Below are 24,953 nucleotides of genomic sequence, written 5' to 3' on the forward strand. Positions count from 1 at the left end.
TATAACGCCGGTCTTGGTTATCCAGGGCCGGCTTGACGTGATGTTTTGGCGTGCCTGTCACGGGGAACGTCTGTTTCTAACGATTACATAATGAATTCGTCTAACACATCCATATGAATACATCGTATGGGTGCATATTGTGTATTGGACGTAGAGGAAGGTGAGTGAGTCATGACAGCATCCAATGAATATCGTTTTCAAGTGAACCTGAGCGGGATGATCCAGATTTTATCCAACCATCTATATAGCAGTCCTAAAGTGTTCTTGCGCGAACTGATGCAGAATGCGACGGATGCGATTACCGCACGAACGGAGGCGGAGCCAGGGTATCAGGGTGAAGTGCGTGTTGAACTGACGGGAACAGGTGAGCAATTGACCATGATGGTGGAGGACAACGGCATCGGCTTGACTGAAGCTGACATCCATGAATTCCTGGCGATGATTGGACAATCCTCGAAGAGGGGGCAGCAAGCGCTGCTGGATGGAGAGACTTCCTTTATCGGGCGTTTCGGGATCGGGTTGTTATCCTGTTTTATGGTGAGTCACGAAATTGTCATGCTGACGCAATCCGCGAAGGGCGGCCCTTCGATGGAGTGGCGGGGCAAGCCGGATGGCACCTATACGATTCGACAGTTGGACACACAGCTGTCCCCGGGGACCAAAGTATATCTGCGTTGCACACCGGACGCGGCGCACTACTTTGAACCAGAGTATGTGAAAGAAGCTCTGTTCTATTACGGAGCATTATTGCCGTATCCGGTCACGCTGTATCATGACGGCGTGCAACATGTGGTGAATAGCGAGACACCGATCTGGCTGATGGACCCTGCACTCGCATGTTCACGCAGAGCGGAGGTATTGGCTTTTGGTGAACGTCTGCTTGGTGAGCAGTTCCAAGACTTCATTCCGTTGACGACAGCTTCAGGCCGTACCGGAGGTATTGCTTTTGTACTGCCACACGCGGTTAATCTGAATGCCAAGCGTTCTCACCGGGTTTACCTGAAGCGAATGCTGATTTCGGAGAAGGCTGAGAACATTTTGCCAGAGTGGGCTTTCTTCGTGAAATGTCTGATCTGGACAGATGAGCTTCAACCGACGGCATCACGGGAACATTTCTATGAAAATGAGAAGCTGGAGGAAGTTCGCTCCGAACTCGGAGACGCACTTCGCAAGGGACTGGCCGACATGGCTGAGAGCCAGACGGAACGGCTTCAGAAGCTGATTCGTCTGCATGCTCTGTCCATGAAGGCATTGGCTGTGCAGGATCAAGCATTCTACGCGATGATTCATCGCTGGTTGCCATTTGAGAGTACGAGGGGGCACCGTGAACTGGGTGAGCTAATCGATGAAGGAGAGACATTGTATTTCACGTCCTCTGTTGATGAGTACCGTCAGATTCATCATGTAGCTTCCGCACAATCGATGCTGGTAATTAACGGTGGTTATATCTATGACAGCGATTTGATAGCGATACTGCCGATGACCGTGCACAACGTACACACGGAGCGGCTACAGCCGGATCAGGTCTCGATGAGTTTCACCGATGTGCCACCTGCTGAGCGTAATCAGTATTATGATGCCTTGCGACTGGCCGATTCTGCCTTACAGCGCTTCCGTTGTCGGGCTGAGGTGAAAGGTTTTAAACCTTCGGATCTGCCGGTGTTGTTCACGCTGTCTCAGGAATCCTCAACACTTCGTGCGCTTGAAAAAGCAAGCGAGGAGAGCACGGAATTGTTCTCGTCTGTTCTGGGTTCATTATCTTCTAACATGAGTTCAGCAGGGTACTCAACCTTGTATTTGAACGTGAGTAATCCGATCATTCAGCGGGTACTGACATCACCGGATGACCAGATGACACCGATTGCCATCGAAATGTTATACGTCAATGCACTGATGATGGGGCATTATGCCATGAGCAAGCAGGAGCTTGAAGTGTTAAATCAGGGCATTGTTCGTTTTATTGATTGGGGTTTACGTGCAAATACAGATCGTAAGGGGGAAGCCTGATGAAGACAGAGATGGATTTTGAAGAACTGATGGACGAAGCCTATGGTTTGCCCAATGGTCCGGCGAAGCTTGGTATGCTGGAGGAAGCGGCAAGAGTTGCCGATGTGAACGGCATGGAGGAAGAGGCATATGAAGCAAGATCGGAGATTGTGGAGACAGCAACATTCTGTGGTTATCCAATGAAAGCACTGATTGCTTTTTCCTGGCAGTTGGGCAAGTTCGACCAACAGCCCGAAGAATATGATGAAGAAACGTTAATGTGGTCGTACAAATGGATATTGGGCAAGATGCCCGACTTTCCGGAAATATCACGCGAGAAGATCCTGGAGCTGTTGGAGGATTTCGGACGGCGCTTCAAGTCCTACGGTTACAGCGAACGCTCCTACTGGTATTATCGGTTCCGGATCTTTATGGATTTTGGGGAGCTGGAGGAAGCGGGACGCAGTTATGATCGATTCAGAACGATGGATCGTGACTTTATGAGTGACTGCGAAGCCTGTGAGCAGGATGAGATTATGCGATATTTCTTGTTAAAAGGAGACGATGAGAAGGTGTTGGAGGCGGCACAGCCTATCCTGAAAGGGCGTATGAGCTGTGCAGAGATTCCGCATCTGACTTTGTCTGAAATTTTGATGCCGCTATATCGACTGGGACGGACTGCGGAAGCAGATAAACATCAGACCAAGGGATATCGCCTGATCAAAGGCCAGAACGATTTTGTGCAGAGTTTTGCGGAGCAGATGGATTATCTCACACGTACGAACCCGGCGAAAGGCATTGATGTGCTGGAGGAAACACTGGTGTTCGCTGCTGATCATGAAGATCCTTACGCTAAAATGTTTTTCTATGCCAGAGCGGCATCGTTGCTTCGCCGCTGGGTGGAAGAATCTCCAGAATACCGATTGCGTTTGCCAGCATCCTTCCCGTATGAAGGTGACCCGGGCGACCTGCTCAAGCTGGCCGATTACTTTGCGGAGCATGCTCAGACCGCTGCAGCCAAGTTTGATCAGCGCAACGGGAACCTCCATGTATCTTCGTTGATCGAATAGAGACGGATATAACTCATTAACCGATCGCTATAATAAGTTATGAAAAGTAACGAAACAGGCTTGTTCGAGAAGGATCGTATCCTTCTGAACAAGCCTGTTTTTTTCTTGCATCATAAGCATGATCAATCTAATCGGTATGAAGATGTTTTATTTTTATTGTGCTGAAGTCACAGAAGGGACCGGCGCTGGTACAGGAACCGGCGCAGTTTCAGATGTCTCATCTGCAGGCTCAGCTCCTTCAGCAGGTTCTGCTTGCGGTTGTTGAGCTGCCATCAGTTCAGCGACAATTTGATCTGTTGGTTGAGTAAGCAGCGCATACATAATCGCAGCCTCTTCCTGACGAATCAGAGGTTTGCGGGAAAGGAAATCAACAGAACCATCCTCCATTACCTTCACCTCGGGTCCATGGATACCAAGCTTCGCCATCATCTGAATGGCTGGTACAGCCCATGCATCTGTGTGCCCCGCAAGTTTCACATCATTGAACAGTTCGCTAGGATATTGTAGTTGCATAATTCTCCACATCATGACCATTGCTTCCTGTCGGATAATCACTTGATCCGGCTTAAATTGCTGTTCGTCCGTGCCAGTAATCATACCCAACTCATATCCGAGTTGAATATATCCGGCTGCTGCATGATCTGCCCAGTCGGTGCCAGCAGGAGGCGTAGTTTTGCTGGGCTTCAATCCACTCAGTTTAAGGGTGTTCTCAATAAATTCAGCTCGTGTCACACCTGTTTTTGGTTGGAAGGACTTGTTGCCATCATTCTCATAATATCCAAGAGATTGTATGGCATAGATGGCTTCGGCATAAGGACTGTTCTCACGAACATCCCGGAAGCCCATAGGCTTTTGACCTTTTTTCTCATAACCCATAGGGTTGAGGTAAGGTTCTTTCATGTATGTGGTTCCATCTGCATATTCTTTGAATGCTGTGAATTGACCAGTCAATTCATCTTTGAAGAGATTATCTTCCACCTGAATCAGGTTGCGTTGACCCAGGAATACATCGTTAATGCTCAGTTGTCCTGGCTTATCCCCGCCACCTTTCAGGGAACTTACAATCGTGCTAAGTCGAAGATCGGCGTACAATCCGGTGAAGCGTTGCAGCTCAGCTGCGGATTGCGGCGTGTAATCCTTGAACTGTACAGGATCTGCATATTCCGGGAAGAAGCTCTGGATGAATGCAGGGTAGAACAGATTACGAAGTGCTCCATTCTGATTATACGTCAGGAAAACGCCTGTATTTTGCTCGGGAATAAGGAAGAGATAAGAGCTGAATCCGGTCAGGTCGCCTCCTTTTGTAATAACTTTTGGACTACTTCCTGCTCCGGGAAGCTGAAATGCAGCTTCGAATCCATACGTCGTGTTTGGTAACAGTGGATGAATGGAAGAACGGTACTGTTCCATGCTTTTCACTGTGGAATCCTTGAAAATTCGTTTGTTGTCCTTCACGCCATCATTCAGGAACGCAATCATGAACTTCCCGATGTCCTCAGCGGTAGACAACATGCCACCTTGAGGCATTGGTGTTGGAGAGATGGTGTACAGATCAAGCGGATTGTGTGCCGCATCATAGCCTGTGGCCAGCTGCTTTTGGAACTTTTTGTCCAGCATGAAACTGCTGTTATCCATTCCTAGCGGTTTGAAGATATGTTGTTGCATGTAGGATTCAAAGGGTTCGCCGCTTACATTTTCAACAATCATGCCAAGCAGCAAAAACGAGAAATTATCGTACATATAGGCGCTTCCAGGCTCGCGAACGACAGGAGGCATGTGTTGCTGTGCGTAATCCTCCATCGCTATGTACTTATCAAAATCAGTATGGATGTCTTCCTGTTGCGGATCACGGATCTCGAATCCGGTCGTGTGTGTGAGCAGGTTCTCCACAGTTACAGGTTTGTCAAAAGGATTATCAAATTTGAGCCCTTTCACATAGGTCTGAAAGTCAGCTTGCAGATCAACCTTGCCTTGCTCTACCAGCTGCATTACAGCTGCTGACGTGAACGTTTTGGAGACAGAGGCTACGCGGAAAGCGGTATTTTTGGGATCGATCGCTGTTTTACTCTCCACATCGGAGAAGCCATATCCTTTTTCCGCCAGAACTTTGCCATCCTTCACAACAACAACGGAGGCTCCCACATAATGGGCTTTTGCCTCAGGTGAATCGAAGAATGAATCCAGAAATGCTGTAGCTGATTCGGTTGTCAGCGCTTTCGTCTTTCCTTGTTCAGCAGCTACTGGAGTTGCGGTCTCCGCCTGAACTGCGGGTACCCACAGACTGAGAGACAGAACCACAGCCATAAAAGCTCCTGTTAGGGAGGTGAACCTGAAACGGGTCTTTCGTTTGGATAAATGCATGCAAACACTCCTTTATGAAAATATTTACAAAATAGTTACCTAACCATGTATTACTGATTACTCGCACGATAGGTTTCACGATAATAGATTCCGATGTTGGCAATCCAGATCACAGAGAGCATTACAATCGGGAATGGAGCAAAGGTAAAGAGCATCGAATATAGAACCATAGAGACCATTCCAACACCAAGAAGTACATTCATCATCTGAAAAGAACGATAGGCTGCGCGATAGACAATCCATTTCTCGCCTTCATCCAGCTTCTCAAAATGATCTTTCTTCATATTGCGCGAGTTCAGATCCAGAGTGCGTTCAGGATAATAACGGTTGTATCGCTTCACAGTCAGAGTTTGCACGACCACGACGATGATAATAGAGATACACGAAGCAACAAAATTCAAGAGGTTGAACAGTTCTGGAGAATTCGGCATGGTTCGGTTGGATGCATACAAGGACAAGGCAAGTGCTGCCCAGGTAAACGTAAGAATAACGCTGAATCCGCTGAGGATCATCGCTTTTCCGAGGGAGCGCTCTGCGGGAGAGATGAGTGAATCGGAATCTCCATAAGCGTCATCTTCCATGGGAGGGACAGATGGCGTGCGGGAGAGACTGAAGATGTTCCACACCGTCATAACTACCACAAGAGCCGCCAGGATTGCGAATAAAAGATCATAGTCATAATACACGGACAGCGTCCAGTTCAAGTCAGAAGGGAGTTTACTGACTCCGCTAGCGCCGAGAAAACCAACTACAGCGCCACCGGCTGCATACAAGGGAAGACGCAACCGCTTTTTAATGGACGAGGATGATGAATTTTTCATTTTAATCTCCACCTTTCAGTTCAAAGATTTTTTCGACAGGTTCACGAAATACATGTGCTATTTTTAGTGCCAGAACGACCGACGGAGAGTAATCTCCACGCTCAATCAGGGCAATGGTTTGACGGGATGCACCAATGAGTTTGGCCAGTTCTGCTTGGGATAGCCGGTCTCTGGCTCGTAACTCCCGAACGTGATTGTGTAATTCTTCCACTTGCTCACCTCCATGAACCTAATGTACATGATATTTGACTAAATGTAAACTATAATATACAAAATGTTAAAGATAATTTACTTCTAAACGTTGATCATGGACATGAAAAAGAGAGCCAGTTGGGCTCCCTAGGATGATTATTTTGTTGTCGGAAAAGTTGCCAGAAAAGTGAAATCAAGATGCATCTGCACACGGCAGATGTTGATTCTGTTCCTCTGCCCTCCGAAGTAACATTCGGAAAAAGACGAGCGCTCCAAGCCCCATCAGGATATACAGACCAGCCATCGCATAGGAGGGCAGAAAGGCTCCAATGGTTAACCCGAGACTGCCGAGAAGGGCAGCAGCGTTGTAACTCAACCCGTCAGCAGCCATATAGGCAGCACGGTCCGAATCTGGAATCATACCCGCGAGCATGACCTGACGAACAGGGGCGTACATCAATTCTCCAATGGTTAGCAATATAGCGGATGAGATGAGTAACCAGGCCCAGTTGCTGAAAGCAAGTACGGTGAAACCTGCGGTATAGAGGAGCATACCAACAGTCATAATAGATCGGGACTGGAAGCGACCTATCCATCTGGTGAATGGAATGGCAACTAAGGCAACCATTACGGTGTTGATGACCATGATCAGGCTGAACATATGCAGACCTGAGATATCTGAGCCGAGCAGTTGTGCGGTGAATTCATTTTTTAGACGAACAGCGATGTATTTATCCAATTGAAATTCCAGGGAGACTGCAAGTACAGTAGCCGTGAAAAATATCATGAAACGTTTGTCCTGAAAGACCGCCCAGTAGGTTTTCAATATGTTCCTCTGGATGGGAGCATCGCCATAACCTGATTCACGTTTATCCATTGTTTCACGAATCATAAAGATCAAAATAAACAGGGTAGCTAGGCTTTCAAGGCATACCAGACTGAACAATAGGAAACGAAATGATTCGAAAAACAGCCCGCCCATCAGTGCACCAAAAGTTACAGCAACATTTGTTGTCCAATATTGCAACCCATATACATAATGACGTTCATGTTCACTGCTCACGTCGACAATCATGGCATTAGCAATCGGCACGGTGATCCCTGAACTGAGACTGCTGAGCAGAAACATGAGGCAAGTGACGATGATCGAATCCATCCACGGCGAATTGGCGATGGCCAAGCCGAGTAGAGCCATGACTTGGAGACTTTGTGCGATCACCATTAATTTTTTTCGTCCAATTCGGTCAGACCAATATCCTGCCCACAATCCCACAATCATGGAAGCCACAATATTGACCGTCAGCAATAACCCCGCCAAACCTGCGCCAATCTGAGTACTCAGATAGATCGCCATGAATGGAATGATGGACTTTTGGGTCAGATCGGTGAAAAAATCAGTAATGATACGTATCCTGATGTTCGGGTGCAGATCGGCGTATTTCATAAATCGTTGTTCTTCCTTCCCACTGGTCATGTTGATGTTACTGAGTATAATGGAGGAAAACCTGAAGAAAAACTGTAGAAGCATCCGAATGGATTTCGTATTTTAGCAGAAGGTAGGGTAACTATGGACGTATCAGAACATTACATTCAACTGCGATTAAACTTTCCACATGTACATGATGAACAAGAAGTACTTACAACGGTAGGTGAACTTGCCGATCTTTTATGTTGTACCATGCGCAATATGAACCTCATTATGAACAAATTCAAGGAGAACGGATGGGTCAGGTGGAACCCGCAACGCGGAAGAGGCAAAAAATCGATGCTGGTATTTTGTGTCCCGTTGCTTGAAGTGGCGCGTGAACGGTTTGACCATCTCCTGGATGGGAACAGGATGGAGGATGCCTATGAACTGGCCACCACCTTACCAATTACGATGAGAGAACATCTGATGCAGCAAATGCAGCATCAATTCGGTCTGCGTTCGAATGGAGGGGACAGAGGACGAGTGGATACATTGCGGATTCCACGGAATATCCCTTTTAAGACATTGGATCCCACGCAGACGGCCATGTGGGGAGAAGTTTTTATTGTTGCGGAGGTTTTTGATCGTTTGGTTCGTTATAATGCTGAACACCAGGTCTGTGAACCGAGTCTGGCTGTGGCATGGGAGAGTCATTCGGAGGGGAGGGAATGGACCTTTTATCTGCACAAAGGTATACCCTTTCATCATGGCAGAATATTGGATGCAGAGGACGTGAAGTTTACCTTTGATCGCATTATCTCTGACAATAGTAACCCGTGCAGGCCTCTGTTTGGATCTATTGAGCGCATAGAGACGTTGGACGAATTGACTGTACGTTTTGTGTTAAACAAGCCAAACTTCATGTTCCCGGATCTGATGAGCAGTATGTCTGCATCGATCTTGCCGAGAGATGTGGAGATGAATCCGCTCCATCCGATTGGAACAGGACCTTATCGGTTGACGCGTCATGATTCCAAGCTGCTTGTGTTGGAAGTATTCCCTTCCTACTTCCGAGGCCGAGCCTATATTGACCGCGTTGAAATATGGCAACTTCCCCATTCTGGGAGGGTGGAGTCCGTCATCAAGCATAATATATTTCCGGATGCGGAGCCTCGTGCCGTGCAGCATGAGATGCAGGGTGGCATGTATATGACGTTTAATATGCAAAAGGAAGGGCCACAGCATGATGTGAATTTTCGCCGGGCTGTTCAACAGCTATTGAATGCGCAGGAGTTGTCGCAAGCGCTCGGAAGCACGAACACGCAGGCTGCCTATAGTCTGATTCGAGGACGAGTACAGCAACCTTTAAAGGTGGGTTCAGATCAAGGGGAGCCATGGAAACAGCAATCGGAACAACCGGATGGTTCGGTCACACCTGTACCTGACCTTTCCGTGGAGACCTCACTGGTGCGGGCCTCAGCATTATTGCGTCATAGCTCTTATCAAGGGCAGAGTTTAAGTCTGTGGGTGGAAGAAGGAGAGAAGATGGAGACGGATATGGTCTGGTTTGCAGAGAGATGTAAACAGATTGGCCTACATATCAACATTATGCCGGGAGATCCGGTCCACGCAGTCTATCAAGATGGGTTTGGGGATTGTGATCTGATCTATACAGGAGAAATCTTCAATGATAATGTCGTGCTGAGTCTCGTGACGATGTACACCTTCCAGAACACGTTATTCCTGATTGCGATGAATGATTACTGGAGACATGAACTGGAACAGGAATGTGGACGAGTGGTCATGATCCAGGAACCTGCGGAGCGGTTGAATAGATTGATTCGGCTAGAAGATCGACTGATTCAGGAGGCATTGCTTCTGCCCACATACAGCTTCAAGGAAGAACACGCCCATCATGATTCACTGAGAGATTATCGTCTTGCGGGGTATGGTCTGCCTGATCTGTGCAGATTGTGGGTGAAGAGAAGCCCTGGGGCCGCTGAAGAGAATACGAGTTATCCGGTGTATATTCCGTTGTGGTAGGATTAGCTGCCACAACGGAAATGAATCAGGCGTTTTCTATATAAATTGAACTAAACATTTATACAAAACGGAGAGGACAGAAATAACCTGAGGAAGCAGAGCGTTCGCCTTTATCCCCGGATTTTCACTTTATGAAAAGAAATCAAAAAAATCTGGGGATAACAGCGATCAGAAGGTTGTTCTGTCATCGGAGTGACCAGTGTAAATATATTCATTAGTTCAATTTATATAGTTTCAGATCATTTACGAAACCCTGATGAATTCAATAGGCTTTGTACCCGGTTCAAGCAACAAAGGAATGGAGATGGATTGAGCAACTTCTGAAGATTCATTTAGGGTAAATGTATACGTGATCTTCAGACCGAATAACACAAATTCGACGGAAAACGTATCTTTCCCGGTGTATTCCATGGGCATTTCAATGGCGTTAAAGGTTGCTTGCAACCCGTCCGTTGTCTCTTGAATCGACATCTCGCCATAACCAGGATGCGTGTAAATACCCGCATAAGCGGTGTAAGGGCGATCACAAGGTATGATGTGAGGTTCTTCAATATTTTCCTCAACGGCAGTGTCTGCTTGAATAGGCACTTCCAGAGGATTCTCCGGATTAGCCTCCGTTTCTGTTGATTCTTTCCCCATTAATTTTCTCAATTTGAAACTCCAATTGACGGGCTCTAATCCAAGCAGTCGGTCCATGATATGAAAAGCAACCGTATAGGGAATTATACTTCCGTTGGTATTACTCAGAACCACGATTCCAATCTGCTCCTCTGGCAAAAAGGCAACTTGTGATGCAAAGCCATCAATAGCCCCACCATGATGAATCATGGCATGTCCACGATAAGGCTCAATCATCCAACCCAGACCATATGTACTCATAGGCAGTTCTTGGCTTATAAACGGCGAATCACTGGGCATCTGAGGACTATGCATAATCTTCATCTGTTCCTTAGATATCAATGACGTTCCTTCCCATTGACCTTGATGCAACTGGAATTGAAGCCATGCAATCATATCGATTAGATTGCTGTTAATGGAACCAGCAGGTCCTATGGCATCAATGGCTCGAAAAGGTATTCTCGTATTCTGACCATCCTTCTCCATATAAGGGTAAGCATAGTCAGGCTGAAGTTGCATTTTTTCAACAGAGAACAGACTTGAGTTCATACCCAGCGGATTAAATAGAGTCTTCTGAACCATCTGCTCCCACGAAGTTTCATTGAGCTGTCCAACCAGATAACCTGCCGTCATGTACATCAGGTTCTGATACTGCCATTTGTTTCGGAAATCCTGATTTGGCTCCAGATACTGTAATGTTCGAACAAGTTCTTCTCTTGTACGCGGGGAGTTGTACCATACCAACTCATGCCTTGGAAGACCCGAACGATGACACAGCATGTCGCGAATAGTTATACGTTCTGTTGCGACCGGATCAAACATCTGGAAGTCTTTCATATACGACTTCACAGGGGTATCCCAGTCCAGTATCCCCTGATCCACAAGCAGAGCAGCAGTTGCTGCGGTAAAGGCTTTGGTACTTGAACCGATGGCAAACAACGTATTAGGGGTAACTTCAAGTTTGGACTCCAGGTCACGATAACCGTAGCCTTTTTGCCAGACGACTTCATCCTTATGGACCACCGCCACCGCTGTGCCGACACCATTCCATAATTGAAGCTGCTCGTCGATGAATTCATCCAGTCCTTCCAGTGATGTGCGAAGCTTTGTTGTCGTCATACCTTTTCCTCCTAATATTCAATAAAAAGAATAATCTCCTACAATTCACTATGCCTTTTCTGGATAAAGTTAACATCCTCCCTGAGACTGATTTTGCGCAGCAATGCCGTATTAACGGACTTCACCGATTGCTTGTCAAACTAGTCCGCATATATCGAACAAGTCCCTCATAACATGTACTAATCAAGTAGGGGTTCTGCTGCAAGCACAATCCTGAAGTGAAAACATGTGCTAAAGGGGATGATGTCATGCGCCGAATATCATGGATGCTTGCCATGGTATTGGTCTTATCGGCCTTACTTGCCGCCTGCGGGAAGAAGGATGCGGCAGCTGTGGTCAAAGATCTGAACGAAGTCGTAGGAGAGATGGAAAGTTACCAGGGGGCAGGCGTGATGACGCTGCATACCGGAGATACGCCGCAGCAGTACAAGGTCGAGGTATGGCATCAGAAGCCTTCCTATTATCGTATTGCGTTAACGAATGCAAAAAAGGATGTAACACAGATTGTACTGCGTAACGATGAAGGCGTGTTTGTTTTGACACCGAGCCAGAACAAAAGCTTCCGTTTTCAGAGCAATTGGCCAGATAATCAAGGACAGGTATATCTCTATGAAACATTGATTCGGAGCATTACGGGGGATACAACCCGTCAGTTTGCGGATGAGAAGGAGAGCTATGTTTTTGATGTAGCTGCCAATTATAATACACATGCACTCGTCAGACAGAAGATCTGGCTGAACAAAAGTGATTACGCACCGAAACAGGTTGAGGTATCCGACTCCAATGCCAATGTGGTCGTGGATGTGAAGTTTGATTCCTTCAAATTTGGTGCTGCATTTGAGAAAGACGCCTTTGACATGCAACGTAACATGACAGCAGCTACAAAAGAGGGCGGCCAAACAGGAACGGATTCTGGTGTAACTCCTGCGGAGCAAACAGGTGAGGGCGGTAAAGAACCTGCCAATCCTCAGACTGCGCCTGAACCTGATGGAGCCGTTACTGATGGACAGTCGGGTGTAGGTGGTGACACAGAGCAGCAAGGTACAGAAGGTGCTGCGACAGGTCAGGAAGGCGAAGAGCCGACACTTGCAGAACCGGAAGGGGCAGACAGCTTCGGCGTGATTCAGCCGACCTATGCGCCGGAAGGCGTGCAGCTCAAGGACGATCAGATTCTGGAAGAAGCGGGAGACTATTCGGTTATGCTTCGTTATGAAGGAACGTATAATTACACGATATTCGAAGCCAGACCACAGGATCGAGCTGTATCACTTGCTCCATCCAGTGTAGTAGATCTTGGATTCACACTGGGGATGATCAGCGGAGATGCATTGAAGACTCTGACATGGATGACAGATGGCATAGAATATCGGATCACCAGTGCCGACCTGCCTCAGAACGAAATGGTACGCATTGCAACATCGATGCAGGAAGAGTCAGGCAAATGATTTTTGAACAAATGAACGAATAGTAGCATAAACATAAGGAATGCTAAGAAGCATCGGAGACCTGTTCTCCGGTGCTTTGCTTTGATGTAAGAAAGGTATTCATTTAGCGCTGTTTTTCTTACCCGATACACTCAATAAAGCAAAATGCGCTTCTACGCAGAGGGAACCGGGTAAATAATCGATATAAGCAGATTTTGCTTGGGTGAAAAGTGGGATTTTGCCCTGCTAATCTCGCTTATCGGTCTTCTTCTGTGTTCGCATTTGTTCTTCAAAAGGCGCACCTTACATCTGTTTTTGGATGCGAAACTTCGGTTCATTTGACAGTCACATGCTGGAGCATTACGATGGAGTCTGACGTGAGCCGGATTAAGATGATTAGAGAAGGTGACTTAACGTGCAAGGACAATATCGGCCGACCCAAGCGGAGATTAATTTGGATCATTTGTGTACTAACGTAGAAGCTTTCCGCGAGGCATTGCCTCAGGGCATGAAATTCCTCGCCTGTGTGAAGGCCAATGCCTATGGACATGGAGCGGTGGAGACGGCTAGGGAACTGGAACGAGTGGGTGTGGATTACTTAAGTGTGGCTTTTCTTGACGAAGCTCTAGAACTGCGACAACATGGGATTACGATTCCAATCCTGGTACTGGGATATACGCCGCCTGAAGGGATCGCTGTTGCATGGCAACATGATGTGACCGTCACACTGTTCAGCAGGGAAGTGCTTGACGCCATTCGACATCTGGATGCGAGCACATTCGCTAACCAACTGAAGGTTCATATTAAAATCGACAGCGGCATGGGCCGATTAGGTCTGTTGCCTGGCGATGAGGCATTGGCTTTCATTCAGGAAGTAGCTTCGCTCAATCAGGTGATGCTGGAAGGTATGTTTACCCATTTTGCCAGAGCAGATGAAGAAGACAAAACCTATACACTGGAGCAGTATAGACGGTTCCAAAGCGTAGTTCATGCGCTCAGGGATCAGGGATGTTCCATCCCGATTATACATACGGCGAACAGCGCCGCTGCCATTGATACACCGGAATTGTCCTATGACATGGTACGTGTGGGAATAAGCCTGTACGGACTGTATCCTTCGGCTGAGGTGAATCATCAGGTGGTGAAGCTGTCCCCGGTATTGACGCTGAAGACAAAAGCGGTTCTGGTCAAAACACTGCCACCCCATTGGGGGATCAGTTACGGAACCCGTTATTTTACGCAAGGTTACGAACGAATAGCGACCCTGCCGATCGGCTATGCAGACGGATTCTCCAGAATGCTGACAGGTAAAGCAGAAGTGCTTGTACGCGGACGCCGCGTCCCTGTCGTCGGTACAATCTGCATGGATCAGTGTATGGTGTCGTTACAATCTTTCGCGGAAGAGGCGGAAGAAATTCAAGTCGGCGAAGAGGTTGTCCTCATCGGTCATCAGTCTGGTGGCGTAATAACCGCAGACGAGGTGGCATCTCAGCTCGGTACGATTGCTTATGAAGTGATCTGCATGATGGCGCACCGCATTCCGCGGGTATATACCCGCGGGGGAGCAGTAGTCGCCAGAATCAATCCACTTTTGACATCCTGACAGGTAAACTCGACGTCATTCCCAATAAACTTTTTTTCAGAACAGAAGGAAAACTGTCGGAGCATCTCGAATTATGTATGACGGTAAGGATTTAATTCCTGAATTGAGATGTTTGGTCTGTACGAATATTGTTCCCCGTGTTTATAATGGAGTACAGCATACTTGATATACTCGGGGCATATATATTCCTTTGTATAAAAGTTCTGGAAAAACGTAATACTGGTTCACAATGGCGAAAGGTTTGTGGGGGTGGAAGAAAGGTGGCCAACTTGCAGAACACCAAGCGGATCATGATCAGTTTACCTGATTATCTTTTGCAGGAAGTGGATGGCATCGTAGCGCTGGAGAATTCCAACCGCAGCGAATTGATTAGGCAGGCTATGAAGCTGTATTTAACGGAGCGTAAGAAACGTTACATCCGTGAAACGATGCAGCGAGGGTACATGGAGATGGCAAAAATTAATCTGACCATGGCATCCGAAGCCTTTCATGCGGAGGAAGATGCGGACAGCACTCTGGACCGCTTAGTTAGCGGGGTGTAGACATTGATCGTAAAACGTGGTGACGTTTTTTTTGCGGATCTTTCTCCCGTTGTCGGTTCCGAGCAAGGTGGAGTCAGGCCGGTTCTGGTGATCCAGAATGATATCGGCAACCGGTTCAGTCCAACTTGTATTGTGGCGGCTATCACCGCCCAAATCCAGAAGGCAAAGCTACCAACGCATGTTGAAATTGATGCGGCGGCACACGGCTTTGACCGGGACTCGGTTATTTTGCTCGAACAAATACGGACGATTGATAAACAGAGGCTGACTGACAAGATTACCCATCTGGACGAGGAGACCATGAAATTGGTCAACGAAGCCTTACAGATCAGCCTTGGTTTAATCGATTTTTAGGCAGCAACCAGCGTCTTGTACGCTGCCCTGCCGTCCGTTGGCAATGGATGTTCCTGTAAGGGAACACACTGAATTCAGACTGTAACCAAAAGAGCGTATGACATCCTTCGGGCTGTTATGCGCTCTTTTGATTAAAGCTTGATGAAAGCGTAGAACATTGGCGATCTTTTCGCTATAATGAAACCTGAGAAACCGTTTACCCGAAAGACCTATATATAGAGGTGGAGGAGACATATGAGCATTTACATCAATCAAGAGAAACTTCAGTTTCATTTACAGACCCGTGAGGCCAGTTACGTATTTCAGGTACTGCCTTCAGGATATTTGGTGCATTTGTATTATGGCAAAAAATTACGCGACACCGATCTGAGCTGGTTGCATGTTCGTACAGAACGAGCATCTTTCAGTCCGAATCCGGTACCAGAGGACCGTACGATTTCATTTGATACATTGGCTGTGGAACTACCCGTGTATGGCACGAGTGATTTCCGTAATCCGGCAATCCAATTGGAACTTGAGAATGGCTCAACGGTTTCGGAGTTTACGTATACAGGCCATCGATTAGTCAAAGGAAAGACAGCGCTTACTGGACTGCCAGCAACGTATGTTGAATCCGATGATGAAGCGGAGACGCTGGTTATTGAGTTGGAAGACCGCGTTGCTGGTATCAAGATCGAGCTTTCTTATACAGCCTTTACAGCATTTAATGCGATTACACGCTCCATGCGTATCGTTAATGAGAGCGCTACCTCAGTGAATGTGGTGCGTGCGCTCAGTTCTTCTGTTGATTTCCCGCATGCTGATTATGAATTGTTGCAATTATCAGGTGCATGGACACGGGAACGTGATATCGTTCGCAGACCACTTGCGTCAGGACTACAAGGGATTGAGAGCCGTCGCGGTTCAAGCAGTCACCAGCAGAATCCATTTATTGCGCTGATGACACCTGGCACGGATGAAGACCAAGGTGAAGTTTACGGATTCAGTCTCGTCTATAGTGGCAGCTTCACCGCACAGGCTGAAGTGGATCAGTTCCACACCACCCGTGTATCACTCGGGATCAACCCGTTCGAGTTCAGCTGGAAGCTGGATCCACAGGAAGCGTTCCAGACACCTGAGACGGTTATGGTATATTCGGATGCAGGTCTGGATGGTATGTCTCAGTCCTACCACGAATTGTATCGGGAGCGTCTTGCGCGTGGTAAGTTCCGCAATGCGGAACGTCCGGTTCTGGTCAATAACTGGGAAGCAACCTACTTTGGATTCAATGCAGATAAGATTGAACAGATCGCTCGTGCTGGACAGAAGCTGGGTATTGAGCTGTTTGTCTTGGATGATGGCTGGTTTGGACACCGGGACAGTGACAACTCCTCGCTGGGCGACTGGATTGTAGATAAGAACAAATTGCCACAGGGACTGGATGATCTGGCTAACCGCGTAACAGGTCTGGATATGCAGTTTGGATTGTGGTTTGAGCCTGAGATGATCTCACCAGACAGTGAGCTGTATCGTGCGCATCCGGACTGGTGTCTGCATGTGCCTGATCGTCGCCGGACAGAAGGGCGTCAACAACTGGTACTCGACTTCTCTCGTCAGGATGTACGTGATGAGATTGTACGCATGTTAACAGACGTACTTGGTTCTGCACCAATCACTTATGTGAAATGGGACATGAACCGCAATATGACGGAAGTGGGTTCTGCGTTGCTTCCGGCAGATAGACAGCGTGAGACAGCGCATCGTTACATGCTGGGGCTGTATGACGTTATGGAACGAATCACTTCGGCGTTCCCGAACATTCTGTTCGAAAGTTGTTCAGGTGGTGGTGGCCGCTTCGATCCAGGTATGCTGTATTACATGCCACAGACGTGGACAAGTGATAACACGGATGCTATATCCCGTCTTCGGATTCAATACGGTACGAGTCTTGTGTACCCGGTGAGTTCCATGGGATCGCATATCTCAGCGGTACCGAATCATCAAGTCAACCGGATCACTTCGCTTGAGATTCGGGGACATGTTGCGATGTCGGGCAACTTCGGGTATGAACTGGACCTGACAAAATTCACAGAAGAAGAGAATGACATCGTGAAAGCCCAGGTTGAGCTGTACAAGGAGATTCGTGGAACGGTTCAATATGGAACATTCCGCCGTTTGCTCAGTCCGTTTGAAGGCAATGAGACAGCGTGGATGTTTATTGCACCAGACGGAAGCGAAGCAGTTGTATTCTACTTCCGCGTGCTCTCTGAGCCTAATGCGCCACTTCAACGCTTGAAGCTGAAAGGATTAGATCCTAATGCGGATTATCGTCTGAAAGGCGGATCAGAAACCTTTACCGGCGATGCCTTGATGTATGGTGGTATTTCGGTAGGCAGCACATCAGGAGACTATCTGAGCGAGATGTTCCGGTTCGAGCGCGTCTAGATAAGTGAACTGCATTTTATTTACACGGATACTACGATGACAGAACAACCTTCCAATCGCTGTTATCCCCAGATTTTTTGATTCCCTTTTCTCAAAGGGAAAATCCGGAGATAGCGTATGCTTCCGATGTAGCTTTCTTTCAGAAAGCTTTTAGGTGAGTGTATGCTTTCGAAGTAGCTTTCTGCAGAAAGCTTGTAGCTTCGCTTTTTCAGGTTTTTTCTGTCCTCTCCGTTATTGTGTAAATGAGCAGTTTCACTTATTAGATTGCTATTTTATTTAAAGCTTTAAAAAAAAGGAAGGACCGGGGAGCGTCGTGATGACGTTTTTCGGTCTTTTTTTGACGTAATGGGGAAGGCTGGAGGATGACATCATTCTGTCAGAACTTGTATGCTTGCGGATTGATGGAAATCTGGACGTGATTCTGTGATAATATAGGGTAGAGTGGAAGAAACAAATGGTTCAACTATACTGTAATTACAGCAGCAAAGCTGCCCTGAAATGATTGTAACGAACGATTCAGGAAGGAAAGAGGGATTTATTTTGTCTGAACAGGAAACGGTTCTGGAACCCAATGAAGAAACAATAAAGGCAGAACGCCATGAACGAATCATCAAACAGGTAGCCAAGGAACTGTCACTGTCCTTGAAGCAGGTCCGCACAACGTCGGAGCTTCTGGACGAAGGCAATACGATTCCATTTATCGCCCGCTACCGTAAAGAAATGACTGGAGAGCTGGATGAGAACCAGCTGCGATCGATTGAAGAACGCATTGTTTATCTGCGCAATCTTGAGGATCGCAAATTGGAAGTCATCCGTATTATAGAGGAACAGGGCAAACTGACCGGAGAACTGAAGCAATCCATTACGCAAGCTGTGAAGCTGCAGGAAGTGGAAGACTTGTATCGACCTTACCGTCAGAAGCGGAAAACGCGTGCCAGTGTGGCCAAGGAAAAAGGTCTTGAGCCCCTTGCTGTATGGATCTGGGGTCAACCCAAACAAGGAGATGTACTCCAGGAAGCTACGAAATATATCAATGCTGAACTGGGTGTAGAAGATGCGGAGTCGGCGCTTCAGGGAGCCAAAGACATTCTCGCGGAGAATATCGCAGACGATGCTGCCATTCGTGCCTGGATTCGTCGGTACACCTTGGATCACGGGATGCTGACTTCAGAAGCGAAGGATGCTCAAGAGGAGTCCGTGTACGAGAATTATTATGATTACCGCGAATTAGCCAAAAAAATGCCTCCACACCGTATTCTCGCAATTAATCGCGGTGAACGTGAGAGTATCCTGAAAGTCGGCTTGGACGTACAGGCAGAACCGGCCCATCGCCATATGGAAGGACAGATCATTCGTGGTGCTTCTGCCGTGCAGGATATCCTGCGTGATGTGATTGAAGATGCATACAAGCGGCTGATTGCGCCTTCCATCGAGCGTGAAGTTCGTGGAGAACTTACGGAAAAAGGTGAAAATCAGGCCATATCGGTATTCTCGGCCAATCTGCGTAACCTGTTGCTTCAACCGCCGATTCATGGCAAACGTGTGCTGGGTGTCGATCCGGCCTATCGTACCGGTTGTAAACTGGCTGTAGTAGATGATACGGGCAAACTGCTGGAAGTGGCTGTGACCTACCCAACGCCACCACACAACAAGAAACGTGAAGCTGCGGAAGTATTCCATCGCATGATCAAGCAATATGATATCGGACTGATCGTCATTGGTAATGGTACCGGATCACGTGAGACGGAGCAATTTGTTGCCGAGATCATTCAGGAGAACGGTGATGAAAGTCTTGTGTATCTGATTGTTAACGAAGCAGGCGCGAGTGTATATTCTGCATCCAAGCTGGCCCAGGAAGAATTCCCTGATCTGGATGTTGCGGAGCGCAGTGCAGCTTCCATTGCTCGCCGGGTACAAGACCCGCTGGCGGAGTTGGTTAAGATTGATCCAAAAGCCATTGGCGTGGGTCAATATCAGCATGACGTATCCCAGAAGATTCTCGAAGAAAGCCTGAAGGCTGTCGTGGAATCGGCAGTTAACCATGTGGGTGTGGATGTGAATACAGCATCACCTTCGTTGCTGTCATATGTTGCCGGAGTTAACGCTACGATTGCCAAAAACATTGTGAAGTACCGTGAAGAAAATGGCCGGTTTACGAACCGCCGTCAGCTTCAGAAGGTGCCACGTCTGGGTGCCAAAACCTATGAGCAGTGCGTAGGATTTATGCGTATTGGTGAGGGAGAGAACCCGCTGGACCGTACACCTATTCACCCTGAGTCTTACAAGGTAGTGGATCAGCTGTTCAAGGAGCTTCAGGTTGCACTGGACAAGCTGGGCAGCAAGGAACTGTCGGTATTACTGTCAGAGCAACAGCCAGAACAATTGGCTGTGAAACTGGACGTAGGTGTGCCTACATTGCGTGACATTCTGGACAGCTTGCAGCGTCCGGGGCGTGACCCGCGTGAAGAAATGCCGTTGCCAATCTTCCGTACAGATGTATTGAAAATTGAGGATCTGGTGGAAGGTATGGAGCTGCAAGGTACGGTTCGGAACGTTATTGATTTTGGTGCTTTTGTTGATATTGGGATCAAGAGTGATGGGCTTGTCCATATTTCACAGCTCAGCAACGGGTATGTTAAACACCCGATGGACGTTGTATCTGTAGGTGATAATGTAACGGTCTGGGTTATGAATGTGGATACCAAAAAAGGCCGTGTCGGCCTTACGATGAAGAAGCCAGCTTCTGCGCAACAGTCTTCTTAAATAGTAGGATTGGAGAACAGCCTTCCCTAACCAGGAAGGCTGTTTGTTGTCGACAGTAATAGTCCCGTTATCCGTTCTAATTCCTCTAGTAAGTACGGTGGGCAATATGTGCATTTTCTTAAAGTGCGTGCTCAAAAGGCCATCTTTCGTAATCCAATGCAGACTTTTATGAACAACCTCTTAAAGTTCGTTCTCCGCGCTGCGTGGTGTGCCATTTGCTGGTTTGTTACGATAAAAGAACCAGCATTCGTTCAGCAACTTGATTTGCCGGCTGTCCTTTTTGTGAAATGCACGCATCAGTTGATTGCAAAGCCATTGAGGCAAGGGTATCTCCTCCTCTTGCATAATTCATCTGTACGTTAGCATATGTGGCAATAGCCTGGACTGTGCGGGATAAGTGGAGACCTCCGGCAAATCAATGTCTCGTTGACTCAAAAAAAAGCACAAATCCCAATTCAGGGAGATGTGCTTTTCGTTCTCATCATTATAAAATGATAACTGCAGTGAATTAGAGAGCTTCCATCTCTTCTTCATACCATTGTTCCAATTGGGCCTGAAGAGCCCGGATTTCGGTAAGCAGAGAAATCAAAGGATAATGGCTTTCACGTAGTGCTGCAAAAGATTCTTCAAGCGCATTGATATAATCAAGGCCGCCGATGATAGTAAGATTTTCGTTTAGGAGATCGAGGCTGTCACATTCGGCGATCGCCCAAGGCAGGACAGGGACATCTGCTGCAGTGAGTTTATCAATTTCCTTGTGCAGGCGCAGGTTGAGCGCACTGAGTTGATAGGCGTAATCTGCCGGCATTTCCACGAACTGCAATTGTTGTTCCTGCTGCAGGATGACATAGCGCATTGTAGGCATAACGAGTAATAATCTCCCCTCATACATTCTACTTGACAGTGTAGCCTACGAAACGGTTAAAATTCAAGTATTATGCCGGAAAAACAAATGCTCCGAGGGGGTGCAAGGAGAGGACACCGATGGAAAATGAGGAATTGCAACAATGGATTGAACAGGTATCACTGGATCATTTCGGAGTGCCGTTCACCCATGAAGCGTTGTTTAACAGTCGCCTGACCACGACGGGTGGGCGTTATATGCTCAAAAGTCACCGGATTGAGATCAATCCGCATCAACTCGAAGCCTACGGGCGAGATGAGGTTGAGAAAATCATCAAGCATGAGCTGTGTCACTATCATCTGCATATTCGTGGGCGCGGCTATCAGCATCGTGATCCGGAATTCAAGGCTTTGTTGCAGAAGGTAGGCGGCTCGCGTTACTGCCAATCGCTTCCTGACGGCAAAGGCAGAAAGCCATTGCCATATCGTTATAAGCTGGTGTGCAAGAGCTGTGGTACGGAATATTTGCGCAAACGGAAAATAGATCCGAAGCGTTACCGTTGTGGTCGTTGTGCGGGAAAACTGGGGCTTCAGAATATCTGATGTGCGTTTCGTTCAATGTATTAAAGAAAGTGATGGAAGGGATGTTGACTTGGATTATTAATCATGGTAGATTAATCTTATTCAAGTTAATTTTCCCTGATAGCTCAGTTGGTAGAGCACTCGACTGTTAATCGAGTTGTCACAGGTTCGAGCCCTGTTCGGGGAGCCTTTTCTTGGAGAGATACCCAAGTGGCTATAAGGGGACCCTCTGCTAAGGGGTTAGACTGCGTAAGCGGTGCGAGGGTTCGAATCCCTCTCTCTCCGTTCTGAATTAAACTTCTCTGCAAAGGGATGAGAACCCTAAAGGTTCGTCGGAGCATAAGCTTCGTTAGCAATACTTCGCAGTCTTGAACGAAGTGAGAGTACTCCTCTTTCTCCGTTCTGATTGCACAAAAAATCCTCTTCACATTAGACCGGTTAACGGTCAGTGTGAAGGGGATTTTTTGCGTTTACTGATCTTTGCTTATCCCTCGTATACGCTTCAGCCTAAAGTGAAATGCTCAACATCTCGTATAAACCTTTCTTGCCTGCTTCCGTTACTTCGACAGAGCGACTTCCTGTTTTTTGACGAATCCAGTCCAGTTCCGACAATCGATGTCTGAGTTGTTCCCCAAGCATACCTGAGAGATGATGACGGCGTTCGCTCCAATCCAGACATTTGCGAGCGATGGCACGGCGTGATCCCGGCTTCATCTGAAGTTCAATTCCAAACGTAGTGAACCACTGTATTCCTTTCTCTGTAACTTGATAATCCTTGCTGTGTGCCTCTTCGGGGTCTGAAAGATACCCCTTTTGTACTAAGGCTTCACAGAGCGAGATTCCCAATTTCCCGGCCAGATGACCATAACAGGTCCGTGCATGACTCAGTTGTTGAAGCTGATCGGATTGTTTGAGAGAGCGGATCTGTACAGGCGGAGCAATACTGGCCATGCTTTCAATCAGATTAGCAATTTCTTTGTTTGCAAGACGGTAGTATCGGTGGCGCCCTTGTTGTTCAACTTCGAGTAATCCTCCCTCTACGAGTTTAGCTAGATGGCTGCTTGCCGTCTGGGGAGTGACACTTGCCATATGAGCAAGCTCTCCTGCGGGCAACGCACGGCCATCCAGTAAGGATGATAGAAAAATAGCGCGGCTTGGATCAGCGATTAACGACGCAATAACAGTAATATTCGGATATACATTCATACTTCGATCATACCTGAACTATTACTGTATTACAATCGAGTTGTATCGTCCCATATGGGTCAGATTGAGCTTATAAAGCATTGGAATGGAACAGGAGAGGTACAGGATGAAAAAGATAACGAAACAGGACTTTGCTACAGAGCAGTTGTCCGCGAGTCCAGAAGTGATTCAACATGAGACGATTAATCCCAGTATTTTATATTATGGTACGCCTGTAGTGCTGCTAAGCACATTAAATGAGGATGGATCAACCAACCTGTCACCATTATCCTCGTCTTGGGCACTGGGGGATTGTCTGGTTCTCGGTCTAGGGACACAGGGCAAAGCCTATGAAAATCTGAGTCGACACCCGGAGTGTGTGATTAATTTACCAGATGCGACCATGTGGAGACAGGTTGAGGCATTGGGTCGTTATACAGGAGTTAACCCGGTTCCTGAGGAGAAAAGGCAGATGGGCTATGAATATTGTCATGATAAATTCACTGTAGCTGGACTGACATCCGAATGCTCGGTTCAGGTGGCACCAGATAAAATAGTTGAATGTCCACTCCAGATTGAAGCGGCTGTACAACACATACGTATTCCCGAACATACACCGTTCATGGCGATTGTCGAAGTGAAAGCGTTGAAGGTGCACGCGCACACAAGACTAATATCTGGACCGAACAAAATTAATCCGGAGGAATGGCATCCGCTGATATATAATTTCAGACATTATTTCGGATTGGGCAAGAGACAAGGGGGAAATTTCCGGGCAGAGAATTGACCTGAGTAGAAGTTCTTTATTAGTCATGTAAAGATTGGGTAATAGTAAAGATAGACTCATGTAAGCATATACATAATGAAAGAGGTGATGTGCATGGAAGTGGAATATTTGATGCGTGTACTCATAGCTGGAATATGTGGTGTGCTAATCGGATATGAGCGCAAGAATCGAATGAAAGAAGCGGGAATCCGTACTCATTTTGTGGTCGCCGTTGGTGCTGCCCTGATGATGATTGTATCGAAATACGGATTCCAGGATCAGGCTGGCTGGGACAATCTGTCCCTTGACCCTTCAAGGATCGCTGCACAAGTCGTTAGCGGTGTGGGGTTCATTGGAGCGGGCATGATCTTCACACAGCGTCACACGGTCAGGGGATTGACCACAGCAGCTGGCATATGGGCTACGGCAGGCATGGGACTTGCTGTGGGTTCAGGTCTGTATTGGACGGGTGCGGGCGTGACACTGCTTATTGTCGTGGCACAGATGTTACTGCATAGACCTACACGCTGGCTGGTATCCGCTCGAACAGAGACGTTAACCATCCATCTGCAAAATGAGGGAGAGGCCCTGAAGACTGTTTTGGCACTGCTGGGACAGGAGAAGATCTCGGTCATCGGATTTAAGACTGAACAGCAAACAAGCACAGACTCCGTGGAAGAGACTGTGCTTGAGTTCACGTTGCAACTACCGGGTTCATACCGGGGCGAGCAACTGATTATTTTGTTACAGGACGTGCCTCACGTTCGATCTTCGGAGTTAAAATGAAGAGAACCTGCATGGATCAACAGGTGATCATGCAGGTTCAGTGCTCAATTCAGGATGGGTTCG

Annotated in this window: 20 protein-coding genes and 2 tRNA genes; 14 read left to right on the plus strand and 8 right to left on the minus strand. The window is 47.3% G+C overall.

Annotated features, from left to right (window positions below):
• Positions 1 to 171: 171 nt before the first annotated feature.
• A complete protein-coding gene (locus V6668_RS07035; protein ID WP_338708023.1) occupies positions 172 to 2,007 on the plus strand; it encodes an HSP90 family protein in 1,836 nt (611 codons plus the stop codon).
• A complete protein-coding gene (locus V6668_RS07040; RefSeq protein WP_338708024.1) occupies positions 2,007 to 3,056 on the plus strand; it encodes a hypothetical protein in 1,050 nt (349 codons plus the stop codon). The genes V6668_RS07035 and V6668_RS07040 overlap by 1 nt, the downstream gene beginning before the upstream one ends.
• A gap of 153 nt (positions 3,057 to 3,209) precedes the next feature.
• Here the strand turns inward: V6668_RS07040 and V6668_RS07045 are convergent, their stop codons facing one another.
• The 4 genes from V6668_RS07045 to V6668_RS07060 form a co-directional block, all read right to left on the minus strand.
• On the minus strand, positions 3,210 to 5,417 hold the full coding sequence (locus V6668_RS07045; protein ID WP_338708025.1) for a serine hydrolase: 2,208 nt from the start codon (positions 5,415 to 5,417) through the stop codon (positions 3,210 to 3,212).
• 50 nt (positions 5,418 to 5,467) lie between these two features.
• Positions 5,468 to 6,238 carry a DUF3169 family protein gene (locus tag V6668_RS07050; protein ID WP_076251515.1) on the minus strand — a complete coding sequence of 257 codons (771 nt, stop codon included), beginning with the start codon at positions 6,236 to 6,238 and terminating at the stop codon, positions 5,468 to 5,470.
• A gap of 1 nt (position 6,239) precedes the next feature.
• Positions 6,240 to 6,449: a helix-turn-helix transcriptional regulator gene (locus V6668_RS07055; protein WP_017690042.1), complete on the minus strand. Its 210-nt coding sequence runs from the start codon at positions 6,447 to 6,449 to the stop codon at positions 6,240 to 6,242.
• Positions 6,450 to 6,623: 174 nt separating this feature from the next.
• Positions 6,624 to 7,904 carry an MFS transporter gene (locus V6668_RS07060; RefSeq protein WP_338708026.1) on the minus strand — a complete coding sequence of 427 codons (1,281 nt, stop codon included), beginning with the start codon at positions 7,902 to 7,904 and terminating at the stop codon, positions 6,624 to 6,626.
• Positions 7,905 to 7,997: 93 nt separating this feature from the next.
• On the opposite strand from V6668_RS07060, the gene V6668_RS07065 reads away from it, so the two are divergent.
• Positions 7,998 to 9,881, plus strand: a complete 1,884-nt coding sequence (locus tag V6668_RS07065) for an ABC transporter substrate-binding protein (protein ID WP_338708027.1) — start codon at positions 7,998 to 8,000, stop codon at positions 9,879 to 9,881.
• Positions 9,882 to 10,124: 243 nt separating this feature from the next.
• Here the strand turns inward: V6668_RS07065 and V6668_RS07070 are convergent, their stop codons facing one another.
• Positions 10,125 to 11,618 (minus strand): serine hydrolase, encoded by a 1,494-nt coding sequence (locus tag V6668_RS07070; RefSeq protein ID WP_076319103.1) that lies wholly within the window; start codon positions 11,616 to 11,618, stop codon positions 10,125 to 10,127.
• 248 nt (positions 11,619 to 11,866) lie between these two features.
• On the opposite strand from V6668_RS07070, the gene V6668_RS07075 reads away from it, so the two are divergent.
• The 6 genes from V6668_RS07075 to V6668_RS07100 all read left to right on the plus strand — a co-directional run bounded on the left by V6668_RS07075 (position 11,867) and on the right by V6668_RS07100 (position 20,728).
• Positions 11,867 to 13,063, plus strand: coding sequence for an outer membrane lipoprotein-sorting protein (locus V6668_RS07075; RefSeq protein WP_076319104.1), 1,197 nt, complete (start codon positions 11,867 to 11,869; stop codon positions 13,061 to 13,063).
• A 394-nt stretch (positions 13,064 to 13,457) separates the two neighbouring features.
• Positions 13,458 to 14,645, plus strand: a complete 1,188-nt coding sequence (gene alr, locus V6668_RS07080) for an alanine racemase (protein ID WP_127551307.1) — start codon at positions 13,458 to 13,460, stop codon at positions 14,643 to 14,645.
• 260 nt (positions 14,646 to 14,905) lie between these two features.
• Positions 14,906 to 15,187, plus strand: a complete 282-nt coding sequence (locus V6668_RS07085) for a CopG family ribbon-helix-helix protein (RefSeq protein WP_017690037.1) — start codon at positions 14,906 to 14,908, stop codon at positions 15,185 to 15,187.
• Between the two features lie 3 nt (positions 15,188 to 15,190).
• Positions 15,191 to 15,541, plus strand: a complete 351-nt coding sequence (locus V6668_RS07090) for a type II toxin-antitoxin system PemK/MazF family toxin (protein ID WP_024630714.1) — start codon at positions 15,191 to 15,193, stop codon at positions 15,539 to 15,541.
• Positions 15,542 to 15,775: 234 nt separating this feature from the next.
• Positions 15,776 to 17,965 (plus strand): alpha-galactosidase, encoded by a 2,190-nt coding sequence (locus V6668_RS07095; protein ID WP_338708028.1) that lies wholly within the window; start codon positions 15,776 to 15,778, stop codon positions 17,963 to 17,965.
• Between the two features lie 540 nt (positions 17,966 to 18,505).
• Positions 18,506 to 20,728, plus strand: a complete 2,223-nt coding sequence (locus V6668_RS07100; RefSeq protein WP_338708029.1) for a Tex family protein — start codon at positions 18,506 to 18,508, stop codon at positions 20,726 to 20,728.
• Positions 20,729 to 20,908: 180 nt separating this feature from the next.
• On the opposite strand, the gene cmpA is transcribed toward V6668_RS07100, so the two are convergent.
• Both cmpA and V6668_RS07110 read right to left on the minus strand, forming a co-directional pair.
• A complete protein-coding gene (cmpA, locus tag V6668_RS07105) occupies positions 20,909 to 21,052 on the minus strand; it encodes a cortex morphogenetic protein CmpA (protein ID WP_017690033.1) in 144 nt (47 codons plus the stop codon).
• A 184-nt stretch (positions 21,053 to 21,236) separates the two neighbouring features.
• On the minus strand, positions 21,237 to 21,593 hold the full coding sequence (locus V6668_RS07110; RefSeq protein WP_017690032.1) for a hypothetical protein: 357 nt from the start codon (positions 21,591 to 21,593) through the stop codon (positions 21,237 to 21,239).
• A 119-nt stretch (positions 21,594 to 21,712) separates the two neighbouring features.
• Between V6668_RS07110 and V6668_RS07115 the strand changes: the two genes are divergently transcribed.
• From V6668_RS07115 to V6668_RS07125, 3 genes are all read left to right on the plus strand, one after another.
• On the plus strand, positions 21,713 to 22,174 hold the full coding sequence (locus V6668_RS07115; protein WP_036669054.1) for a SprT family protein: 462 nt from the start codon (positions 21,713 to 21,715) through the stop codon (positions 22,172 to 22,174).
• 93 nt (positions 22,175 to 22,267) lie between these two features.
• A tRNA-Asn gene (locus V6668_RS07120) sits at positions 22,268 to 22,340 on the plus strand.
• 9 nt (positions 22,341 to 22,349) lie between these two features.
• Positions 22,350 to 22,438, plus strand: a tRNA-Ser gene (locus tag V6668_RS07125).
• A 222-nt stretch (positions 22,439 to 22,660) separates the two neighbouring features.
• Here the strand turns inward: V6668_RS07125 and V6668_RS07130 are convergent.
• On the minus strand, positions 22,661 to 23,359 hold the full coding sequence (locus V6668_RS07130; protein WP_338708030.1) for a winged helix-turn-helix domain-containing protein: 699 nt from the start codon (positions 23,357 to 23,359) through the stop codon (positions 22,661 to 22,663).
• 106 nt (positions 23,360 to 23,465) lie between these two features.
• Between V6668_RS07130 and V6668_RS07135 the strand changes: the two genes are divergently transcribed.
• The gene (locus V6668_RS07135) at positions 23,466 to 24,125 is read left to right on the plus strand and encodes a flavin reductase family protein (RefSeq protein WP_338708031.1); all 660 of its coding nucleotides are present in this window, start codon (positions 23,466 to 23,468) and stop codon (positions 24,123 to 24,125) included.
• A gap of 93 nt (positions 24,126 to 24,218) precedes the next feature.
• On the plus strand, positions 24,219 to 24,890 hold the full coding sequence (locus V6668_RS07140) for an MgtC/SapB family protein (protein ID WP_051447186.1): 672 nt from the start codon (positions 24,219 to 24,221) through the stop codon (positions 24,888 to 24,890).
• Positions 24,891 to 24,953: the final 63 nt, after the last annotated feature.

Source organism: Paenibacillus amylolyticus (genome assembly GCF_036894225.1).
GTDB lineage: Bacteria > Bacillota > Bacilli > Paenibacillales > Paenibacillaceae > Paenibacillus > Paenibacillus amylolyticus.

Excerpts from the sequence above, each read along its gene's own strand:
- V6668_RS07035 (WP_338708023.1), top strand. The coding sequence starts at position 172 with ATGACAGCATCCAATGAATATCGTTTTCAAGTGAACCTGAGCGGGATG.
- V6668_RS07040 (WP_338708024.1), top strand. The coding sequence starts at position 2,007 with ATGAAGACAGAGATGGATTTTGAAGAACTGATGGACGAAGCCTATGGT.
- V6668_RS07045 (WP_338708025.1), bottom strand. The coding sequence starts at position 5,417 with ATGCATTTATCCAAACGAAAGACCCGTTTCAGGTTCACCTCCCTAACA.
- V6668_RS07050 (WP_076251515.1), bottom strand. The coding sequence starts at position 6,238 with ATGAAAAATTCATCATCCTCGTCCATTAAAAAGCGGTTGCGTCTTCCC.
- V6668_RS07060 (WP_338708026.1), bottom strand. The coding sequence starts at position 7,904 with ATGACCAGTGGGAAGGAAGAACAACGATTTATGAAATACGCCGATCTG.
- V6668_RS07065 (WP_338708027.1), top strand. The coding sequence starts at position 7,998 with ATGGACGTATCAGAACATTACATTCAACTGCGATTAAACTTTCCACAT.
- V6668_RS07070 (WP_076319103.1), bottom strand. The coding sequence starts at position 11,618 with ATGACGACAACAAAGCTTCGCACATCACTGGAAGGACTGGATGAATTC.
- V6668_RS07075 (WP_076319104.1), top strand. The coding sequence starts at position 11,867 with ATGCGCCGAATATCATGGATGCTTGCCATGGTATTGGTCTTATCGGCC.
- V6668_RS07095 (WP_338708028.1), top strand. The coding sequence starts at position 15,776 with ATGAGCATTTACATCAATCAAGAGAAACTTCAGTTTCATTTACAGACC.
- V6668_RS07110 (WP_017690032.1), bottom strand. The coding sequence starts at position 21,593 with ATGCCTACAATGCGCTATGTCATCCTGCAGCAGGAACAACAATTGCAG.
- V6668_RS07115 (WP_036669054.1), top strand. The coding sequence starts at position 21,713 with ATGGAAAATGAGGAATTGCAACAATGGATTGAACAGGTATCACTGGAT.
- V6668_RS07130 (WP_338708030.1), bottom strand. The coding sequence starts at position 23,359 with ATGAATGTATATCCGAATATTACTGTTATTGCGTCGTTAATCGCTGAT.
- V6668_RS07135 (WP_338708031.1), top strand. The coding sequence starts at position 23,466 with ATGAAAAAGATAACGAAACAGGACTTTGCTACAGAGCAGTTGTCCGCG.
- V6668_RS07140 (WP_051447186.1), top strand. The coding sequence starts at position 24,219 with ATGGAAGTGGAATATTTGATGCGTGTACTCATAGCTGGAATATGTGGT.